General features: G+C 63.2%; 13 protein-coding genes. 9 read left to right on the top strand and 4 right to left on the bottom strand.

Annotation, left to right across the window (positions count from 1 at the left end; all coding sequences use genetic code 11):
* Positions 1 to 12 precede the first annotated feature (12 nt).
* Genes EL337_RS07865 through EL337_RS07850 form a run of 4 tightly spaced genes read right to left on the bottom strand, consistent with a single transcriptional unit; the run spans position 13 to position 6,953 of the window.
* A complete protein-coding gene (locus EL337_RS07865) occupies positions 13 to 1,509 on the bottom strand; it encodes an NAD-dependent succinate-semialdehyde dehydrogenase (RefSeq protein WP_048630440.1) in 1,497 nt (498 codons plus the stop codon).
* Positions 1,506 to 4,433 carry an FAD-binding and (Fe-S)-binding domain-containing protein gene (locus EL337_RS07860; RefSeq protein ID WP_232786690.1) on the bottom strand — a complete coding sequence of 976 codons (2,928 nt, stop codon included), beginning with the start codon at positions 4,431 to 4,433 and terminating at the stop codon, positions 1,506 to 1,508. Before EL337_RS07860 ends, EL337_RS07865 begins: the two co-directional genes overlap by 4 nt.
* A 28-nt stretch (positions 4,434 to 4,461) precedes the next feature.
* On the bottom strand, positions 4,462 to 5,781 hold the full coding sequence (locus tag EL337_RS07855; protein WP_197724261.1) for an aspartate aminotransferase family protein: 1,320 nt from the start codon (positions 5,779 to 5,781) through the stop codon (positions 4,462 to 4,464).
* A 38-nt stretch (positions 5,782 to 5,819) separates the two neighbouring features.
* Positions 5,820 to 6,953, bottom strand: a complete 1,134-nt coding sequence (locus EL337_RS07850) for a phosphotransferase (protein ID WP_083442935.1) — start codon at positions 6,951 to 6,953, stop codon at positions 5,820 to 5,822.
* 226 nt (positions 6,954 to 7,179) lie between these two features.
* On the opposite strand from EL337_RS07850, the gene EL337_RS07845 reads away from it, so the two are divergent.
* The 9 genes from EL337_RS07845 (at position 7,180) to EL337_RS07805 (ending at position 17,922) form a co-directional block, all read left to right on the top strand.
* The gene (locus tag EL337_RS07845) at positions 7,180 to 7,857 is read left to right on the top strand and encodes a GntR family transcriptional regulator (RefSeq protein WP_048630438.1); all 678 of its coding nucleotides are present in this window, start codon (positions 7,180 to 7,182) and stop codon (positions 7,855 to 7,857) included.
* A gap of 289 nt (positions 7,858 to 8,146) precedes the next feature.
* Positions 8,147 to 9,580, top strand: coding sequence for a gamma-aminobutyraldehyde dehydrogenase (locus tag EL337_RS07840; RefSeq protein ID WP_083442934.1), 1,434 nt, complete (start codon positions 8,147 to 8,149; stop codon positions 9,578 to 9,580).
* Between the two features lie 38 nt (positions 9,581 to 9,618).
* Positions 9,619 to 9,963 carry a RedY/HapK family protein gene (locus tag EL337_RS07835; RefSeq protein ID WP_126316529.1) on the top strand — a complete coding sequence of 115 codons (345 nt, stop codon included), beginning with the start codon at positions 9,619 to 9,621 and terminating at the stop codon, positions 9,961 to 9,963.
* Positions 9,960 to 11,693, top strand: coding sequence for a phytoene desaturase family protein (locus EL337_RS07830; protein WP_048630436.1), 1,734 nt, complete (start codon positions 9,960 to 9,962; stop codon positions 11,691 to 11,693). Before EL337_RS07835 ends, EL337_RS07830 begins: the two co-directional genes overlap by 4 nt.
* 19 nt (positions 11,694 to 11,712) lie before the next feature.
* A complete protein-coding gene (locus EL337_RS07825) occupies positions 11,713 to 13,197 on the top strand; it encodes an APC family permease (RefSeq protein WP_048630435.1) in 1,485 nt (494 codons plus the stop codon).
* A gap of 243 nt (positions 13,198 to 13,440) precedes the next feature.
* Positions 13,441 to 14,898, top strand: a complete 1,458-nt coding sequence (locus tag EL337_RS07820) for a sugar ABC transporter ATP-binding protein (RefSeq protein WP_220096915.1) — start codon at positions 13,441 to 13,443, stop codon at positions 14,896 to 14,898.
* A gap of 59 nt (positions 14,899 to 14,957) precedes the next feature.
* The gene (locus tag EL337_RS07815; RefSeq protein WP_157866280.1) at positions 14,958 to 15,860 is read left to right on the top strand and encodes an ABC transporter permease; all 903 of its coding nucleotides are present in this window, start codon (positions 14,958 to 14,960) and stop codon (positions 15,858 to 15,860) included.
* On the top strand, positions 15,857 to 16,900 hold the full coding sequence (locus EL337_RS07810; RefSeq protein ID WP_048630432.1) for an ABC transporter permease: 1,044 nt from the start codon (positions 15,857 to 15,859) through the stop codon (positions 16,898 to 16,900). Before EL337_RS07815 ends, EL337_RS07810 begins: the two co-directional genes overlap by 4 nt.
* Positions 16,901 to 16,911: 11 nt before the next feature.
* The gene (locus tag EL337_RS07805; protein WP_157866278.1) at positions 16,912 to 17,922 is read left to right on the top strand and encodes a sugar ABC transporter substrate-binding protein; all 1,011 of its coding nucleotides are present in this window, start codon (positions 16,912 to 16,914) and stop codon (positions 17,920 to 17,922) included.
* The last annotated feature ends 28 nt before the right edge of the window (positions 17,923 to 17,950 follow it).

The following is a 17,950-nucleotide window of genomic DNA, read 5'->3' as shown; positions in this document are numbered from 1 at the left end:
TCGCGCCGGTCGTCAGTGACCCTTGCGTCGAGGCACCGCGAGGTATTTGTACTCCAGGAACTCATCGATACCGACTTTCCCGCCTTCACGCCCGAGGCCGGACTGCTTCACCCCACCGAAAGGCGCTGCCGGGTTGGACACCACCCCGGTATTTACACCCACCATGCCGACTTCGAGACGCTCACTCAGGTCGAATGCTCGGTCGATGTCCTGGGTGAAGAGATAGCCCACCAAACCCCAGTCGGTGTCGTTGGCGAGCGTGATCACCTCATCTTCGTCGTCGAACGGGATGACCGGTGCCACCGGTCCGAAAACCTCGGTGGTCATCAGTTCGGAGTCGCCGGACACGTCTGCAAGGACGGTCGGCGGATAGAAGTATCCGGGCCCGTCCGGTAGTCGGCCGCCCGTGAGCGCGGTTGCGCCACGCTGCAACGCATCGTCAACGAGCCGTTGCACTTTCGCGCGGCCGGCGGCGTCGATCAGCGGTCCCACCTCGGTTTCGTCGTCCAGTCCGTTGCCCACCTTCAGCGCTGCCATCCGTGCCGCGAGCCGTTGGGAGAACGCAGCAGCAATGTCGCGGTGAACGTACATCCGGTTCGCTGCCGTGCATGCCTCACCCATGTTGCGCATCTTGGCTGCCATGGCACCGTCGACGGCGGTGTCGAGATCGGCGTCGGCGCACACTATGAACGGTGCGTTCCCGCCCAGTTCCATGGAGGAACGCATCACCGTCTCGGCCGCTTGTCGCAGGAGGACCTTGCCTACTCCGGTGGAGCCGGTGAAACTCACTTTGCGGGCTTTGCCGCTCGCCATCCAGCGCTCCACCACGGCTGCCGCATCAGTGGTGTTCACGACATTCAGAACACCCTCGGGGAGTCCACTTTCCTGCAGGATCACGGCCAGGGCCAACGAGGTCAGCGGGGTTTGAGGTGCAGGCTTGAGAACCATGGTGCACCCGGCGGCTACCGCTGGCGCGATCTTGCGGGTCCCCATGGCCAAGGGAAAATTCCACGGAGTGATGAGGACGCAGGGTCCGACCGGTTCGCGGGTCACGATGATTCGGTTCGCCCCATCTCCGGTGGTCGTGTGATCACCGGATATGCGGACGGCTTCCTCGGAGAACCACCGGAGGAACTCAGCAGCGTAGGCCACTTCACCTCTGGCCTCGGCGAGCGGTTTACCCATCTCCGACGTCATCACCTCTGCCAGCCAATCCTGCCGGGCCATCACCAAATCGTAGGCGCGGCGCAAGATCTCACTCCGCTGCCGCGGTGCAGTGCGCGCCCAGGATGGTTGCGCGGCCACCGCAGCCGCCAGCGCGGCGTCCCCGTCGGCAGGGCTGGCGTCGGCGACGGCGGCGAGCACTTCACCCGTAGCGGGATTCTCGACCTCGAAGACCTTGCCGCCGACGGCTTCACGCCAGCGCCCCCCGATCAACAGCCCGGTGGGAATCGACGCGATCCCGGTGCGGAGGGCGGTCGGGCAGGGACTGGTCGTCGGTGCGGTCATTCGAGTAGCTCCTGTGCGATACGGGGGTCAAGGATCTGCGCCAGATGTGAGGAAGCATTCGGCGCGGGGTTGTCAGTGAGTTGCCGGGCCTGCATGTGGCAGCTGAACCCGTCGGTGAGCACGACGGCGTCCGGGTCAGCCCGCAAGGCCGGCGCGAGGGCCTGCTCGGCGACGGCCATGCTGACGTCAAAGTGTTGGCGCTCAAAGCCGAAGTTGCCGGCCACACCGCAGCACCCGGTCGCCTCGCGGACGTTCGCGATTCCGGCCGCCTCCAGCGCACGCCGCTGCGTTGCAGCACCAAACACGGCGTACTCGTGACAGTGGGTCTGCACGGTGACAGAGGACGGCAGCGTCGCGCGTGGTGTCCAGCCGCGGTCGCATTGTGCACTGACCTGTTCGGCGAAGCTTCGGACGCGTCGTGCCACCCGCTGCGCGGCAGCCGTGTCGACGAGTTCGGGCAGGTCTTTGCGCAGAGCTGCTGCACAACTCGGCTCGGTGACGATGATGGGACGCTCCGAACCGTCATCGAGAGCAGCAGCAGTGTGGACCAGACGTTTTCGCGCCTGTCGGAGTTGACCGGTGGAGATCCAGGTCAATCCGCAACAGATATCGGTGCGGACGTCCGCACGATGTCCGGAGTCCTCGACGACCCGAAGGGCGGCCCCGGCGACCTCAGGCCGGAACCCCTTGGTGAAGGAGTCCACGACGAGCACCACATCGCGCTGCCCCGTCTGGTTGGACGTCAACTCGCGGCCGAGCTGACGCTTGGAAGCGAAGCGCGGAAGTGTCCGTTCGGTGGTCAGACCACCAAGACGCAGACCGACCGGACGCAGCGGAGTTGCCAGGACACCGTTGACGAGCGGCGCCACCCGCGACGTGACTGCCAACCAGCGAGGCAACCAGCCCAGCGAGTAATGCGCCATTGGGCGGATCCGTCCGCGGTAGTGGTGATCGAAGAATTCGGCCTTGTATGTCGCCATGTCCACACCCGTCGGGCAGTCCGAGGAGCAGGCCTTGCACGAGAGGCATAAATCCAGTGCCTCACGCACATCCTCAGAAGCCCAGCCCTGCTCCACGCTGGTTGCGCCGCGAATCATGTCCTGAAGCACACGGGCGCGTGCGCGAGTGGAGTCCTTCTCATCGCCGGTGGCGCGATAACTGGGGCACATCACCCCACTGCCATGGGATCGGCACCGCCCCACGCCGATACAGCGCTGAACGGCTTCGGCGAACGCTCCGGTCCCGCTCCCGTTCGCATCGTGCAGAACAAACGTCGTCTGCCACGGCAGCGGTGGAATGTCGGCCAGGGCCAGCTGCTCGGTGACCGGCGCCGGATCGACGATCACGCCAGGGTTCAGAATGTTCGTGGGGTCGAAGAGATGCTTGAACTTGGCAAAGGCTTCCATCATGGTCGGGGAATACATTTCGGGCAGAAGATAGGAGCGAGCCCTGCCGTCCCCGTGTTCTCCGGACAGTGTTCCGCCGTGCTTGACGACCAGGCGTGCGGCCGCGGTGAGGAAGGCCGACATCACCTTACGTCCCTCGGAGGTTTTCTGGTCGAACGTGATGCGGATGTGCATGCACCCGGCCCCGAAGTGGCCATACATGACACCGATGAGGTGAAACCGCTCAAGCAGCAGCCGAAAGTCGGCAAGGTAGTCGGCGAGATCCTCTGGAGCGACCGCTGAGTCCTCCCAGCCCGGCCACGAGGTGACGCTCGACCCGTCGGGTAACTCCAGCCGCGATGACAGCCCTGCCCCATCTTCACGAACGCGCCATAGCTTCTTGCGCTCAGCAGGATCGCGAACTTCGCGGCAGTCGAGGGCGCGCCCGTTCGCCCTCAGGTCCTCTCGAAGCTTCTTCGCCTGCGCCGCAACGACGGCTTCGTCGTCGCCGTCGAGATCGACGTAGAGCCAGGCTCGCCCGGCGGGCAGCTCAGCAACCGAGTCCTGGCCGCGCCGAGCCCTCATCGTCGCCACGATCTGCTCGTCAATGCCTTCGATCGCGGCCGGCGAGTACTGCAGGATCGTCGTGACGTCGCGTGCGGCGTCGACGATGTCGTCATAGGCCACGATCATCAGTAGCGCCGACGGCGGCACCTCGACCAGCCGTACGGTGGCACCCACCACGATCGCGCACGTCCCTTCGCTGCCGACGAGTGCGCGCGCGACATCGAAGCCGTTCTCCGGTAGGAGATTCGCCAGATGAAAGCCCGACACCTGCCGGGGAATGCGACCCAGTTCCAGACGGAACTGCGGCATGTACTCAGCGGCTAGAGCCCGGAGCCCGGCCGACAGGTCGCTGGCCCGCGCAGCGGCAACCGCATCTTTGGGATCGGTCGCCCGCAGCGCGGTGCGGGTGGCAGTGAGGCGGGTTCCGTCGGCGAGTACCACGTCGAGTGACACCACATGGTCGCCGGTGCGACCGTAGCGAACGGAGTGATTTCCGCACGCGTCGTTGCCTATTGATCCTCCGACGGTGGCGCGGTTCTTACTTGAGGGATCCGGGGCAAAGGTCAGCCGGTTGCCCGTGGCGCGCTGGACGTCTTCGGCGAGATCGGCCAGAATGGCTCCCGGCTCGACGACGGCAGTTCGGCTCGCGGCGTCGATCGACACGACAGCGCCCATGTACCGCGACAGATCGATCACTACGCCGCTACCGATCGCATTGCCTGCCATCGACGTTCCGCCGCCTCGGGCGATGATGGGCACACCCGCCCGATGGCACGTCGCCATGAGACGGCTGACTTCGCGGGAGTCGCGCGGAAACGCGACGGCTAGCGGCGCGACCCGGTAGTTCGATGCGTCGTAGCTGTACTCGGCAAGGCGCCGACCGCTGGTGTCGATCTCGACGCCGCTGGCCGCGAGCAGGTCGATGGTTTCGGCACCGTGTCGTACCGCCGTCACCGGCTGCGCCGTCCGCACGGGCCGAGCCGGGCCGAGCCTTCACCGTTCAATGAAGTTCCTCGGCGAGAACGACGGCGAGATTCTCCAGCATCCGGTCCGCATCGCTGATCGAGAACGGCAGCGGCGGGCGGACTTTGAGGACACTGCCGCGTGGACCTGAGGCGGAGATCAGAATGCGTCGCCGGCGCATGTGATTGACCACTCGCAACGTCGCCTCGCCATCGGGAGTTAGCGAGTCCCGGTCGGTCACGATGTCCACACCGACGAACAAACCCGCACCGCGCACCTCGGCGATCTGTTCGTAGCCGCCGGCCAGTTTGGCAATTTCGGTCTGGATGTAGGTGCCGACTTTGTCGGCATTGTCGATGAGGGCTTCGTCGTTGATCACATCGAGCACTGCCTGCGCGGCTGCGATAGATACCGAGTTACCGCCGAAAGTGTTGAAATACCGGATGTTGCGCCCGAACTCGACGAGCAGCTCCGGACGGAAGGCGGCTGCCGCGATGGGAATACCGTTGCCCATCGGCTTCCCGGTCGTCATGATGTCGGGAACCACACCGTGTCGCTGAAAGCCCCACCAGTGCTGGCCCGTACGCCCGAAGCCCGGTTGCACCTCGTCAGCGATGAACAACCCGCCGGCCTTGTGGACCTCGTCGATGACCGGCTGGAGGAAGCCCGCAGGATCGGCATAGATGCCGTCGGAGGAGAAGATCATGTCCGCGATGAACGCCGCCACCCCAAAACCGTGGCGTTGCAAGTCGGAGATGGCCTCTCGGATCTCTCGGCGCATGAGGTCGATCACGTTCTCATCACCGCCATGGCGGAGACGATCGGGGGCGCTGATTGTGCGCACGTGCGGCCCCAGCGGAACGCCGACACCCAGTGATGGCGAAAACGCGGACACGTCTGAGGTGAGTCCGTGATAGGCGCCGGACGTGACGATGATGCCTTCGCCTCCGGTGTAGTACCGGGCCACTCGCATGGCGAGATCGTTGGCCTCGGAGCCGGTGCAGGTGTACATGACATGACCAAGTTCGGCTGGCATGGTGCCCAGGAACTGCTCGCTGTAGCTCAGGATCGACTGCTGGATGTACCGGGTGTTGGTATTCAGTGTCGAGAGTTGACGATGTATCGCCTCGACGACGTAGGGATGGCAGTGGCCGACACTTGTCACGTTGTTGTACACGTCGAGGTAGTCGTTCCCCTCAGCGTCGTACAGCAGCGTGCCCGCGCCACGCACGATTTCGACCGGGTCCTCGTAGAAGAGCCGGTAGCCGGGTCCGAGAAGACGTTCCCGGGCGCCAACCTGTTCGCGGGTGCGCGGCGGCAACTCGTCGATGCGCGACGTGTCGAAACCGTTCACCATGGGTTCGGACGCCTTAGACGCGACAGCCTTGGTCATTGTCAGTCCTTTCCTGTCATGGACGTCGTTGTACCGGCCTTCACCAGCGACGCTTCGACGGTGGATTTGGCCACCGATAACGCGCTGCGCAGTCTGGTCCAATCGAGTGCCGAGTGCGACAATCCGTAATCACGGCTGTCTGGATGGACGTGGGCGCGCCAGCCGAAAACCAAAGCGCGCAGAAGAAGCCGTGCGGGGCCGGCGATCGCCAGCAGCTGGACGTCGTGGTCGGCCAACGGTCTCACCGCGCGATACCCGCTCACGATGTGCAGAGCGTTGTCCCACGGCCGCTGCTCGTCTACGCCGATCTGGTTCGCCACGGCGACAGCAAGTTCGAATATCACAGGGCTGCGTACCACGTCGCCGAAGTCGATGATCCCCGTCACGAACCCGTCCGACAGCGGATCGACAACGACGTTGAAGGGACTGAAATCACCGTGGATCATTTGGGTTTCGAGCGTCTCCAGACGGGGCGTGACAACAGCCTCGAACTGGTTGAATATCCATGTCGCCATGGCGATATCGTCGCGGTCGGTGACCAGCTCCAGCAGAGGTCGCAGGTGCAGGAAGTTCTTCAGGTCCCAAATGAGCAACCGTGACTCATCCTGGTGGCGAAAGTCTGTCAGCGCGGAGTCCATGCGGGCCAACATGGCTCCGACACCGGCGAATTGAGCAGGAGTCGGCTTCACCTTCGCCATGAGATCACCCTCGAGATAGCTGAGCACGCGCATGACGCGCACGTTGCCGCCGGGGTCGATGACGACAGACTCCACCTGGCCACGCATGCCGCGAATCAACCGCTGGGCCGGGATCGCCTGGGCGGAGTTCTCCAGATGCAACATGACCGCACACTGGAGGTTGACCGTCTGCGTCCTCTCCGTAGCTGGAGATATCTTGACGAGGAAGTGGCCGCCGGTGGCGGCAAGACGGAACGTGTCATCCTTCTCCGTAGGAATGCGAGTGAGCTCGCCTGTCAGGCCGTACTGACGGCTGAGTTCGGCTACAACCTGCCATTCGGGAAACTTCCCGGCATTTGACTCGAGCGCGCTCTCCCTGGCGATCTGCGCAAGCTCATCCGACAACGTGATCACGGCGTCGGCGCCTGCACAAGTACGGACCGCTTCGAGCGTTGCCACGCTCCTAGGCGGCTATCGGCGGCGTTCGGCATCCGAGATCTAAGTCCTTTGCGATCGGGGGACACGTCACCGCTGGCGATGCGTGCTGCGTGAGCGACAACTCAATCGGCTGTCCGGGTCGCGGCCCGGCGGATCAACTGTAGAACATTAGAGCAGACGAGTCTAGATACCGTCGTTCCGCAGCGTCCTACTCATACTCGCTGTTGAACAGTTGTACCCTGTCGCTATGTCTGTGGCAGATCGCATCCGCATCGTCGGACGCAGTAGTGCGCAACAAATCGCCGATGGATTGATGGACATGATTCTCGAAGGAGAACTCAAGCCGGGCGAGCGCATCAGGGAGAGCGTGATCGCCGATCAGCTCAACATCTCGCGCAATACAGTGCGTGAAGCCGTTCGCCTGCTGCAGGGGACGGGTCTGGTGCGGTATGTCTTCAACCGTGGCCTGGCGGTATGGGATCCCTCCGACGAGGAGGTCCTCGACATCTATCGCGCGCGTCTGCATCTCGAGACGGCCGCAGCGGCTTCAGTGGGGTACGACACGGATCTGACGAAGCTCAACGCGGCGATGGAAGCCCTCAAGGACGCGATGCTGACCGAGGATCCACGCACGATCGTGGAGAAAGACCTGGACATTCACCGTGCGATCGTGGGTTTGATGAATAGTCCGCGGTTGAACAAGTTCTACGACGAGCTGCTTGGCGACCTTCGCTACTTCCTTCTCATACTGTCCCTGGAACACCATGAGTACGAGAGCGGCTCCACTCTCGAAGAGGAACATCAGCGCATTGTCACCGCCTTTGCGTCCCGCGATCCCGAGTTGGCGCGAACCACGATCGCCGAGATCATCACCGAGAACCGCGACGAGGTACGCAAGATTCTGGCCATTCGTACCGCTGGTTAGAGGCGCCCATCCGGGCGGGGCAGTGCGTGAAAGCGCACGGCTGCGCCGGCAGTGCAGCGTGCCCTGGCAGCGTTGCTTCGCCCCGCAGACGCGCAGATTGCTGCCGCGGCGATGCCATCCGCAGCCACATCGCCAACCCAGCTGACGACTCGTCTGCCCACAGTTCGCTCTGTTGTCTTGCGCACATGTTGCTCCTGTGCTTAAGTCCATCATGTCAACTGTTCAACACTTGGACACGAACGCCGCGACCTTCTTTCGATCGCCGGCACCAGTCTGGAGAAACCCCACCATGGCAGACAGCCATCTCATGTACATCGCGGGCGACCATGCACCCGCCGCGAGCGGAGCGACCGAGGCGGTCATCAACCCCGCCACTGACGAACAGATCGCGACCGTTCCCCTCGGTGATGCCATCGACGTGGACCGCGCAGTATCCGCGGCCGAAAAAGCCTTCGATGACTGGGCAGCCACCACCCCGGGAAAGCGGGCGGAACTTCTGCTGAAACTGGCCGACCGACTGGAAGCCCACGCAGAAGAGTTTGCCCAGCTCGAATCCACGAACGTGGGCAAACCCATTGCCGTGGCCCGCGACGAGGTTCCCTTCGGCGTCGACAACATGCGATTCTTCGCCGGCGCCGCCCGGGTGTTGGAGGGTCGCGCCGCCGGCGAATACTCCCCCACCCACACCAGCATCATCCGACGAGATCCGCTCGGCGTGGTGGGCAGCGTCGCACCCTGGAATTTCCCACTCGTCATGGCAATCTGGAAGATCTGCCCGGCCTTGATGACCGGAAATACATTGGTACTCAAGCCCAGTGAGCAGACTCCCCTTTCCACACTGCGATTGGCCGAACTGGCGGCCGACCTCTTCCCGCCCGGTGTCTTCAACGTCGTGACCGGCCACGGCGACACCGTCGGCGCTGCGCTGACCTCGCACCCCCGGGTGCGGATGAGCTCACTCACCGGCGACACGGCAACCGGCAAGGTGGTGGCTCGCGCCGGTGCCGACAACCTCAAGCGCCTGCATCTCGAATTGGGCGGTAAGGCTCCGGTTTTGGTGTTCGATGACTGCGACGCCGAGTTGGCGATCACCAAGATCTGCGAAGGCGGCTACGGAAACTCCGGCCAGGACTGCATGGCCGCCTCGCGCGTGTACATCGCCGACGGAATCTACGATGAATTCGTCTCCGAACTCACCCGTGCCGTATCCAAGGTCGCCATGGGTCAACCCGAACTCGAGTCCACCGAGATGGGCCCGGTGATCTCCCAACGCCAGCGCGACCGCGTGGCGGGCTTCGTCGATCGTGCGGTCGCCACCGGACCAGCCACGCTCGCCGTCGGCGGACTCGGCAACGGACCCGGCTTCTGGTACAAGCCTTCGCTGGTGGTCGACGCCGCCCAAGACTCCGAGATCGTCCAAAGAGAAGTCTTCGGCCCAGTCGTCACCACCACCCGGTTCAGCGACGAGGAACAGGCGTTTGCATGGGCCAACGACGTCGAATACGGCTTAGCGGCATCGGTGTTCACCAGAGATGTCGGCCGCGCCATGCGCGCAGCCCGCAAGCTCCAGTTCGGCACGGTCTGGATCAACGACCACCTGCCGATCGTGTCCGAAATGCCGCACGGCGGCTTCAAACAGTCCGGCCACGGCAACGACATGTCGATTTACTCAGTCGAGGAATACACCGAGATCAAGCACATCATGATCAACCTTGAGTCCTGATCACAAGTCCTGCATCACAACATGTTTGGAGTTATTGGATGACTGCCCCCAGCCGCTCCGTAGTAGCGGTCAACCTGTTCTCGATGCTGCCCGGCGTGGACCCGGCGGACTTCGAGCGCTTCTCCACCGAGATCGACCGGCCAACGTGCCTGGCCCACGGCGACATTGTTCGCCGGTTCGAAGCGTTTCGAGTCAACGAGGCACCCGATGGGGCTCCTGCGGACATCCTCGAAGTCATGGAGGTCAGTGACTGGGCGGCATGGGAGCGGCTGCGAGACACCCACCCGACGATGAAGCCCGTCACCGACGGCTTCAACGAACTCGTTGACCCGACCACCGTCCGCACGTACTTCACCAACGTCATCCCTGGAGAGCTTCAATGAGCACCACCAACACCTACGACGCGATCGTCATCGGTGCCGGACACAACGGCCTGATCACCGCCGGATACCTGGCCCGAGCGGGCAAGAAGGTTCTTGTCGTCGAGGCTCGCGACGTCGTCGGCGGCGCATGTACGAGCGAAGAACTGATCCCCGGTGCCACGTGGTCGTCGTGCGCATTCATCGCCAGCCTGCTCCGCCCAGAGATCATTGCCGACCTCGAACTTGAGCGATACGGCCTGGAGATGTACCAGACCGAGGCCAACGAGATCAGCATCTTTCCCGACGGCAGCCACCTGTTCATGTGGAAAGACATGGACAAGACGCTCAAAGAAATCGAGAAGTTCTCCAAAGACGACGCCGGTGCGTTTCTGGACTTCGGGCTGCGGGTCAAGAAGTTTGCCTCCATCTTGACGCCGTTCCTGATGTCGCCTGCACCTAGTCGCTCCCAGGTCTTGGCTGCGTTCGAAGCCGCCGGCGCCGAAGATCTCTTCAACGAGATGGTGCTGCTCTCGACGAAGGACCTGCTGGACCGATACTTCGAAAACGAGCACATCAAGGGTCTTTTCACCTTCTTCGGAATGATCTCGGTATGGGGCGGGCCATCGACGCCGGGCACCGGCTACGTCTACGGCCACCACTCCGTGGGCGAGTTCAAGGGCACGCTCGGCCAGTGGGGCTTCGTGAAAGGGGGAATGGGTGGCATCACGCAGGCGATGGCCCGCAGCGCCGAAGCCCACGGCGCCGAGATCAGACTGAAGTCACCAGTCGAACAGGTCGTACTCACCAAGGGCCAGGCAACCGGCGTCAAGCTGCGCAACGGGGAGGTCATCTCGGCGCGCACCGTGATCTCCAACGCCGACCCGCAACGCTCCATGCTCCATCTGCTGCCTGCAGGCGCCATCGACGCCAAGCTCACGCAGAAACTCCAGGATTACGATGCCCGCGGATCGATGGCCCGCATCCACCTGCTGATCGACGAGCTGCCCGACTACATCGGCTTCCCTGCAGGCGAGTTCGGTCCGCAGCATCAGGCCCAAGCGATTCTCGGCGCATCCATCGAAAACTTCGAACGCGCCTGGGAGGCCGAGCGTCGTGGTGAGATCCCCGACGATTTCGTCATCGAGGCCGTCATCCAATCGACCCACGACGACACCTTGGCTCCCGCGGGCAAGCACACTATGACGCTTGGCGTGCAACAGCTTCCGTTTGAGCTGGCCGGCACCGACTGGGACGCGTTCCGCGACGAATGGGCCGACCGCGTGCTCGAGGTGTTGTTCCGCTACGCCCCGAACCTGCGGGGGCACATTCTTGAGCGGGTCATCATCACGCCGAAAGATCTCGAGCGTGATTACGGGCTGACTGGCGGCAACATCTTCCACGGCGCCATGTTCTTCGACCAGTTGTTCAACAACCGGCCGACGCCAGAGCTGGCCGACTACCGCACCACCGTGGGCAACTACTACCTGTGCGGCTCGGGGACCCACCCCGGCGGCGGTGTGATGGGTGCCAACGGGCACAACGCCGCCCAAGTCGTCATCGCAGACCTCAATGGCACGCCCGCTCCGACTGCGCAACGCGTCGGACCGGCACCGAAGGCGCGCGTCGTCGACCGCGCCATGGAGACAGTGATGGACACGAAAGCCGGCAAGAAGCTCGGCTACACCGTTGCGACCAGCCCGGCGTTGCGCAGGGTCGTCAAGTTCGCCGCCCGCAGTAAAACCACCCGCTAACGTAGGACGAAGGACCGCCATGCTTCATCAAGACGAACCCCGACCGCTGGCAACCACCAAAGAGTCGCCTGATGGCTCAGTAGGGCTGGCGCGCAACCAGATCGGCGTCCTCGGCATTGTCTTCTTCGTCGTTGCCGCCGCCGCACCCTTGACGGTCGTGGTGGCCCTCTTCCCGGTCATCATCGGCTCCGGTAACGGGATCGGCATCGCCGGCGCCTTCGTGGTGGTTGCCGTTGTACTGACCATCTTCGCGGTCGGCTACGTCGCCATGAGCAAGCACATCACCAACGCCGGCGCCTTCTACGCGTTCATCACGCGCGGCCTCGGCCGACCACTGGGGCTCGGATCTGCGTCGCTGGCGATCTTCGCCTACAACGCGATCCAACTCGGCGTCATCGGCGGGTTCGGTTACTACGCAGCAGAATTCGTCTCGAAGCACAGCGGCACCAACGTTCCGTGGTGGGTGTTCTCCTTCATCGCAATGGCGGCATCGTTATTTCTCGGGGTGCGACAGATCCATGCCGGCGCGCGGGTGCTTGCCGTACTCCTCACGCTGGAGACCGCGATCATCCTGATCCTCAACATCGGCATCCTGTTCAACTCCCCGACACCGATCAGCGACTACTCGTTCGAGCCATTCGCACCGTCCGCGGTCTTCGCCGGTGCCATCGGCGTGGCGCTGATGTTCGCCCACGCCTCCTTCATCGGATTCGAGGGCACCGCCATCTACGGCGAGGAAGCCAAGGACCCCAAACGGACCGTGCCACGCGCCACCTACGCGGCCGTCATCTTCATGGGCGTCTTCTACGCCGTCACCGCCTTCCTCATCGTCAACTCCGTCGGAATCGGCAACATCACCGCCCTAGCCGAAACCGAGGGCGGCAACCTGGTGTTCGCAGTCAGCGACAGCGTACTCGGACGCTTGGGAACCGAGGCCTTCCAATTGTTGGTGATCACCAGCCTGTTCGCGGCCATCCTCACCTTCCACAACAACGTGGCCCGCTACCTCTACTCGCTGGGACGCCAAGGCGTCATCTGGTCCCGCCTCGGAACCACCCATCCCACCCGCCAGTCACCCGCGCTTGCCTGCTACGTCCAAATCGGCATGGTCGCCATTGTGGTCGCTATCTTCGCCGTCTTCGGCTTGGATCCGTACACCACCCTATTCACCTGGTGGACCGGCGTCGGGGCTGCAGGAATCATCCTGCTGCAGACCATCGCCAGCATCGCCATCTTTGTCTTCTTCCGCCGCACCAACGTCGACAAGCGGCCGTGGAACACCTTCATCGCACCACTGCTGGGCATCGCAGGTTTGATGCCGTTCCTCTGGTATGCAGTCACCGGAATGGACGTGCTGCTCGGTGGTGGCGGCTGGCTACAGACAATCTTCACCGCAATGCTGTTCGCGTCGCTGGCTATCGGAGTCATCGGCGCGTACATCATCAAAGCCCGGTCGCCGCAACGCTACGAGCAGTTGAATTCGACACTGGGCGACCGCGTTTAGGTCGTTCCACACGATGGGCGCGGTGGGCGTCGAGGCACTCGGCGCTCCCGCCACAGATATGAACCACATGTCCTGCACTGCAGGGGAATCTGTGCCTGCAGCCGGCGACCCACCATGTGCAGTCACTGCACAAGCAATCCAGACATTGCGACAAAGAGGATTCCGCCCTCTCCGAAGGAGCCAGCATTCGTGTCGCCATTACAGCACTTGCCGATCGAGTCCCCGACCACAGAGTCGGTGCTGTTGGCCGCGCAGTCCGTGACGAAGAAGTATGGCGATGTATCGGTTCTTCACAGCATCGACGTCGAATTCCGATCAGGCGAGATACACGCTCTGCTCGGCGAGAACGGAGCGGGAAAAAGCACTCTGGTCAAGATATTGGCCGGAATCATCCCTGCCACAACCGGACAGGTGACGGGTGACGCGCACGACAACCGCGACGTGGCGATGGTCTTCCAAGAGCTGTCCGTCGTGCCGCAACTGTCGGTGCTCGATAATCTGGCACTCGCCGGTCGCTCGAATCGCATGTGGATTCCCTACCGCCGTCTGCGCGAGCGCGCTCGGTCTGCACTCGATTCAGCCGGCCTGGCCGACATCCACCTTGACAGGCCTGTCGAAACCCTCTCGCTAGCACAACAGCAACTCCTGGAACTAGCCCGCGGACTCATCCGCAAAGCACAGGTCCTCATTCTCGATGAACCTACAGCGACGCTGTCCGACATCGAGATTCGCAGAGTGCACACGGTGACCAAGAAGCTCGCGGCCGCCGGACACGCAGTCCTCTACATTACCCACCGGCTGGCCGAAGTCATGGAACTAGCCGACCATGTGACCATCCTGCGGTCAGGCCGGATCGCGGCCAGCGGCCCTCGCACCGAGTTCACCCTCAATACAATCGTCGACCACATGCTTGGTGATGCTCACCAGGCCGCGGTCAGAGATTCGGTGGCGAAGGACGAGCGGGATCCTGAGAACGCGCTCGTACTGACGGCCCTGACCGTTCAAGGCCGTTACGAGGACGTGAGTCTCACTGCGCACGACGGCGAAATACTCGCACTCTTCGGTCAAGTCGGATCCGGCGCCGACGACGTGGTGCGCAGCCTCGCCGGATTCCTGCCTCCGCAACGCGGTGCGATCACCCTACGCAGCAAACCCCTGACAGTGTCCTCGCGCGTCGCCACCCAGCGAAGCGGCATCGGCTACGTGCCCGCCGATCGTGCCAACGAGGGTGTGTTCCTCGATGCCGCAGTGACAACCAATATCTCGTCGAGTGCGCTCAACCGCGTCAGTTCGAGGAAACTGATTCGTCACAAACGTGAACGTGAACTCGCCCGCGTCGGAGCCGACGGCGTCCGATTCAACCCCGAGCGGTTGAAAGAGAATGTGTCTGCCTTCAGTGGTGGCAACCAACAGAAAGTCGCTATCGCCCGCGCACTCGCCATGCAACCATGTCTGCTGCTGATGAGCGAGCCCACTCGCGGTGTCGACGTCGGTGCCAGGGCTGAGATCTACCAAACAGTCCGTCATTTGGCCGGCGAGCACGTGCTCGTCGTGGTCTACAGCACCGACATCCTCGAGATCCGCGAACTCGCTGACCGCGCCGTCACCATGTACCGCGGAAAGACAGTCGGCAGCCACCGAATCGACGAAACCAGCGACGCCACCCTGATCACCGAGATCCTGCACGGAGAACCCGCATGACGTTCACAGAACTCAGATCGTCGCTACGCGGGCAGCGGCGCAACGCCACCGCGACCCGCATGGTCACGATCGCCACCATCAGCCTCGCGCTGGTCGCCACCTTCACCATTGACGCCTTCCCCACCGCATCCAACATCCGCGGCCTGTGCCTGTCGGTGTCGCTGATCGGCATCATCGCAGTGGGTTTGAGCTTCATCACCATAGCCGGACAGGTATTCTCGCTGTCGATTCCAGCTCTGGTAGCGCTGTGCACCATTGCTTTCGCCTCCACCAACTACCTCGGCGCCACGGCTTCGGCACTGCTCACTGTCGCTCTAGGCGCCGCTGTCGGTGCCATCCAGGGCGTCGTGATCGGCCGATTCGAGGCTGACCCGATCATCGTCACGATCGCCTCTGCGGCCATCCTCGTCGGGTTGGGACAGCTGTGGACCAACGGGCAGTCTGTGCTGGGCACCGGCGACAACAGCGTGTTGAACATGAATGTCTTCGGCGTGCTTCCGTTTCAGACGGCCGTGTTCGTTGCGCTCACTCTCGCGCTGCTGTGGTTAATGCGCCGGACTGTGTTCGGCAGGCAGCTGACGCTGTTTGGTCTCAGCGAACGTGCGAGCCTGCTGTCGGGCTATCGACGCACCATGATCATCACGGCAGCGTTTGTGATATCCGGAGCGACCACCGGGCTGGCGGGCGCCTTGCTGGCGGCGCAGTCCAACCAGGGACAGCTGATGTCGGGAGCCAGCTTCGGTTTCGACGCCATCGTCGCCGTCGTCGTGGGTGGTGTCGCAATCACTGGCGGAATCGGCACCCCCCTCGGCGCAGCCATCGGCGCGGTGTTCGCCGGGCTGCTGAACAATGTTGCCGCCCTCGCCGGCCTCAGCTATGAGATGCAGCTGGTCACCGAGGGCGCTCTGATCTTGGTCGTCGTGTTGATGTCCGGACTGCTCAAAGCAAAGAGCGCACGATGATCAACTCCCTCACCCGCTCCACATATTGGGGTGCACGGACACTGCTCACCTGGCTGATCGCCGCCGTCGCCTACCTCGCCTGCACGTGTGCGGTCCCGGGCTTCTCCAGCCTCGGAAACCTCTATGCACTGATACAGATTTTCGCAACTCTGGCTCTGATATCGGCCGGTCTGGCCATCGTCATGATCGCCGGCGAATTCGACCTCTCGATCGCTGCAACCTTCCCCCTGGCCGGGCTCGTCACCGTCCAATACGCCGACGAGCTCGGCCTGCCCATCAGCATCGCACTCGGCGTGGGCCTGGCTCTCATGATCGGATTGATCAACGGTCTCGCCACCGGGGTGGCGCGTATCGCATCACTGGCCGTCACGGTCGCCACCATGATGCTGGGCATCGGCCTCGGCTACCTGGTCACCGGCAACAACATCGTAACCATGACCGACTACGTCCCTGGACTCCGACTGACCGAGCCCATCCTGGGCGCGTTATCCCTGCAATCCCTAATGCAACTCGGACTGGTGGCGATTCTGGTCCTGGCCGTCAAGCGGGCGTGGTGGGGTCGATTTCTGTACGCCATCGGCAGCGATGGGAACCGCGCACGCTCCTCAGGGCTACCCGTGTCCTGGAGTGTGGTGGGCGCGTTCCTCGTCTGTGCCGGCTTCTCCGGGATCGGCGGCGCGCTCGAAGGTGTCGCCCTGGCCACCGGACAGCCCGGTCCCAACAATGCCTATCTCCTGCAAGCAGCCACTGCGGTCCTCGTGGGAGGCGTCGCCCTCACCGGTGGGCGCGGGTCACTGGTCGGCGCAGTGGGCGGGGCGCTGCTTCTGGCCATCCTCAACAACGGTCTCAGCCTCGCCGGCGTCGCGTCCGCGACGATTCAGCTGGTCAACGGTGTCGTGCTGATCGCCGTGGTCATCTGCGACCGCCCGCTACGCCGTCTGGTGCAACGCGGCTCTGACCGACTCGTGATCCGCGACTACGAAACCATGTCCGCAGCAACGGCAGCGGAGCCAATCCATTCCGACGGAGGAGACAAATGAAACGACTGCGGATGACCACTGCTGCGACGTTGGCGCTGGTACTTACGGTCAGCGGATGCTCATCAGCCGGCGAAACCAATCCGGCTGGTGGCGGCTCGTCCGGAGAGGTGGCCGGACAAGCTGCGTACGTACTCACGCTCACGCGGTCCAATCCGACACAGTCCAATTTCGCTGACACAATCACTGAAGACCTTCAGGCCGCAGGCCTGAAGGTTACGACCGAGTACAGCGATTACGGTGCCGGTGCCGATCAGATGCAGAAGTTCAATCAGGCGCTGAGCACCAAACCCGCAGCGATCGTGCTCTGGCCGACCGACACGACCTCCTTGATTCCCGCGTATGCACGTGCCCGCCAACAGTCTCCGGACACCAAAATCGTCGTTGGTATCTACCAGCCCGCCACCGATGATGACGCTCTGTACGACGCATTCTGGGGATACAACGAAGAACGGATCGGGGCGAGCAGCGCGCAAGCAATAGTCGACGGCCTCACCGCGCAAGGAATGCCAATTCAAGGCGCCGTCTTGCAGATCGAAGGCTCTCCCGGCGGCGCGACAACGATCTCACGCAAAAAAGGCTTCGAAGAGACACTCGCACAGATCGCGCCAGGTCTGACAATCGTTTCGTCCATGACTGCCAACTGGGACGGCACCGAGGCCACCACCGTGGCGGCGCAGATGTTCTCGCGGTACGCCGCCGACAACATCGTCGGAGTGTTCGCACATTCCGACGTCATGCTCGACGGCGCCATGCTCGCGGGCGAGCGGTCGGGCACCATCGCCGGACGCGACTACATTGCCGTCGGCGCCGACTGTGACCCTCTGGGATACCGCAACATCGAGTCCGGCAAGCAGTACGCCACCACGCTCTGGGACCCATTCGCATTGGGCCGGACGGGGGCAGAGGTGACTGTCAACCTACTCAAGGGCGGCGACGTGGAGAAGGCGACAACGTTGGACGCCACCACCGTGACCAAGGGAAACCTCGCAACATGTGACGAAGCCATCGGAAAGTACAAGTGACGTCCAGGAACTCAGAAGAAGGGACGAC

It is taken from the genome of Mycolicibacterium aurum, from assembly GCF_900637195.1.
Taxonomy (GTDB): domain Bacteria; phylum Actinomycetota; class Actinomycetes; order Mycobacteriales; family Mycobacteriaceae; genus Mycobacterium; species Mycobacterium aurum.
Note: the sequence above shows the minus strand (reverse complement) of the source record. Positions and strands in the feature narration are given on the sequence as shown.

What these genes read in the sequence shown, in the direction of transcription:
- EL337_RS07865 (WP_048630440.1), bottom strand. Translation starts at nt 1,509, where the DNA reads ATGACCGCACCGACGACCAGTCCCTGCCCGACCGCCCTCCGCACCGGG.
- EL337_RS07855 (WP_197724261.1), bottom strand. Translation starts at nt 5,781, where the DNA reads ATGGTGAACGGTTTCGACACGTCGCGCATCGACGAGTTGCCGCCGCGC.
- EL337_RS07845 (WP_048630438.1), top strand. Translation starts at nt 7,180, where the DNA reads ATGTCTGTGGCAGATCGCATCCGCATCGTCGGACGCAGTAGTGCGCAA.
- EL337_RS07840 (WP_083442934.1), top strand. Translation starts at nt 8,147, where the DNA reads ATGGCAGACAGCCATCTCATGTACATCGCGGGCGACCATGCACCCGCC.
- EL337_RS07835 (WP_126316529.1), top strand. Translation starts at nt 9,619, where the DNA reads ATGACTGCCCCCAGCCGCTCCGTAGTAGCGGTCAACCTGTTCTCGATG.
- EL337_RS07830 (WP_048630436.1), top strand. Translation starts at nt 9,960, where the DNA reads ATGAGCACCACCAACACCTACGACGCGATCGTCATCGGTGCCGGACAC.
- EL337_RS07825 (WP_048630435.1), top strand. Translation starts at nt 11,713, where the DNA reads ATGCTTCATCAAGACGAACCCCGACCGCTGGCAACCACCAAAGAGTCG.
- EL337_RS07815 (WP_157866280.1), top strand. Translation starts at nt 14,958, where the DNA reads ATGGTCACGATCGCCACCATCAGCCTCGCGCTGGTCGCCACCTTCACC.
- EL337_RS07810 (WP_048630432.1), top strand. Translation starts at nt 15,857, where the DNA reads ATGATCAACTCCCTCACCCGCTCCACATATTGGGGTGCACGGACACTG.
- EL337_RS07805 (WP_157866278.1), top strand. Translation starts at nt 16,912, where the DNA reads ATGACCACTGCTGCGACGTTGGCGCTGGTACTTACGGTCAGCGGATGC.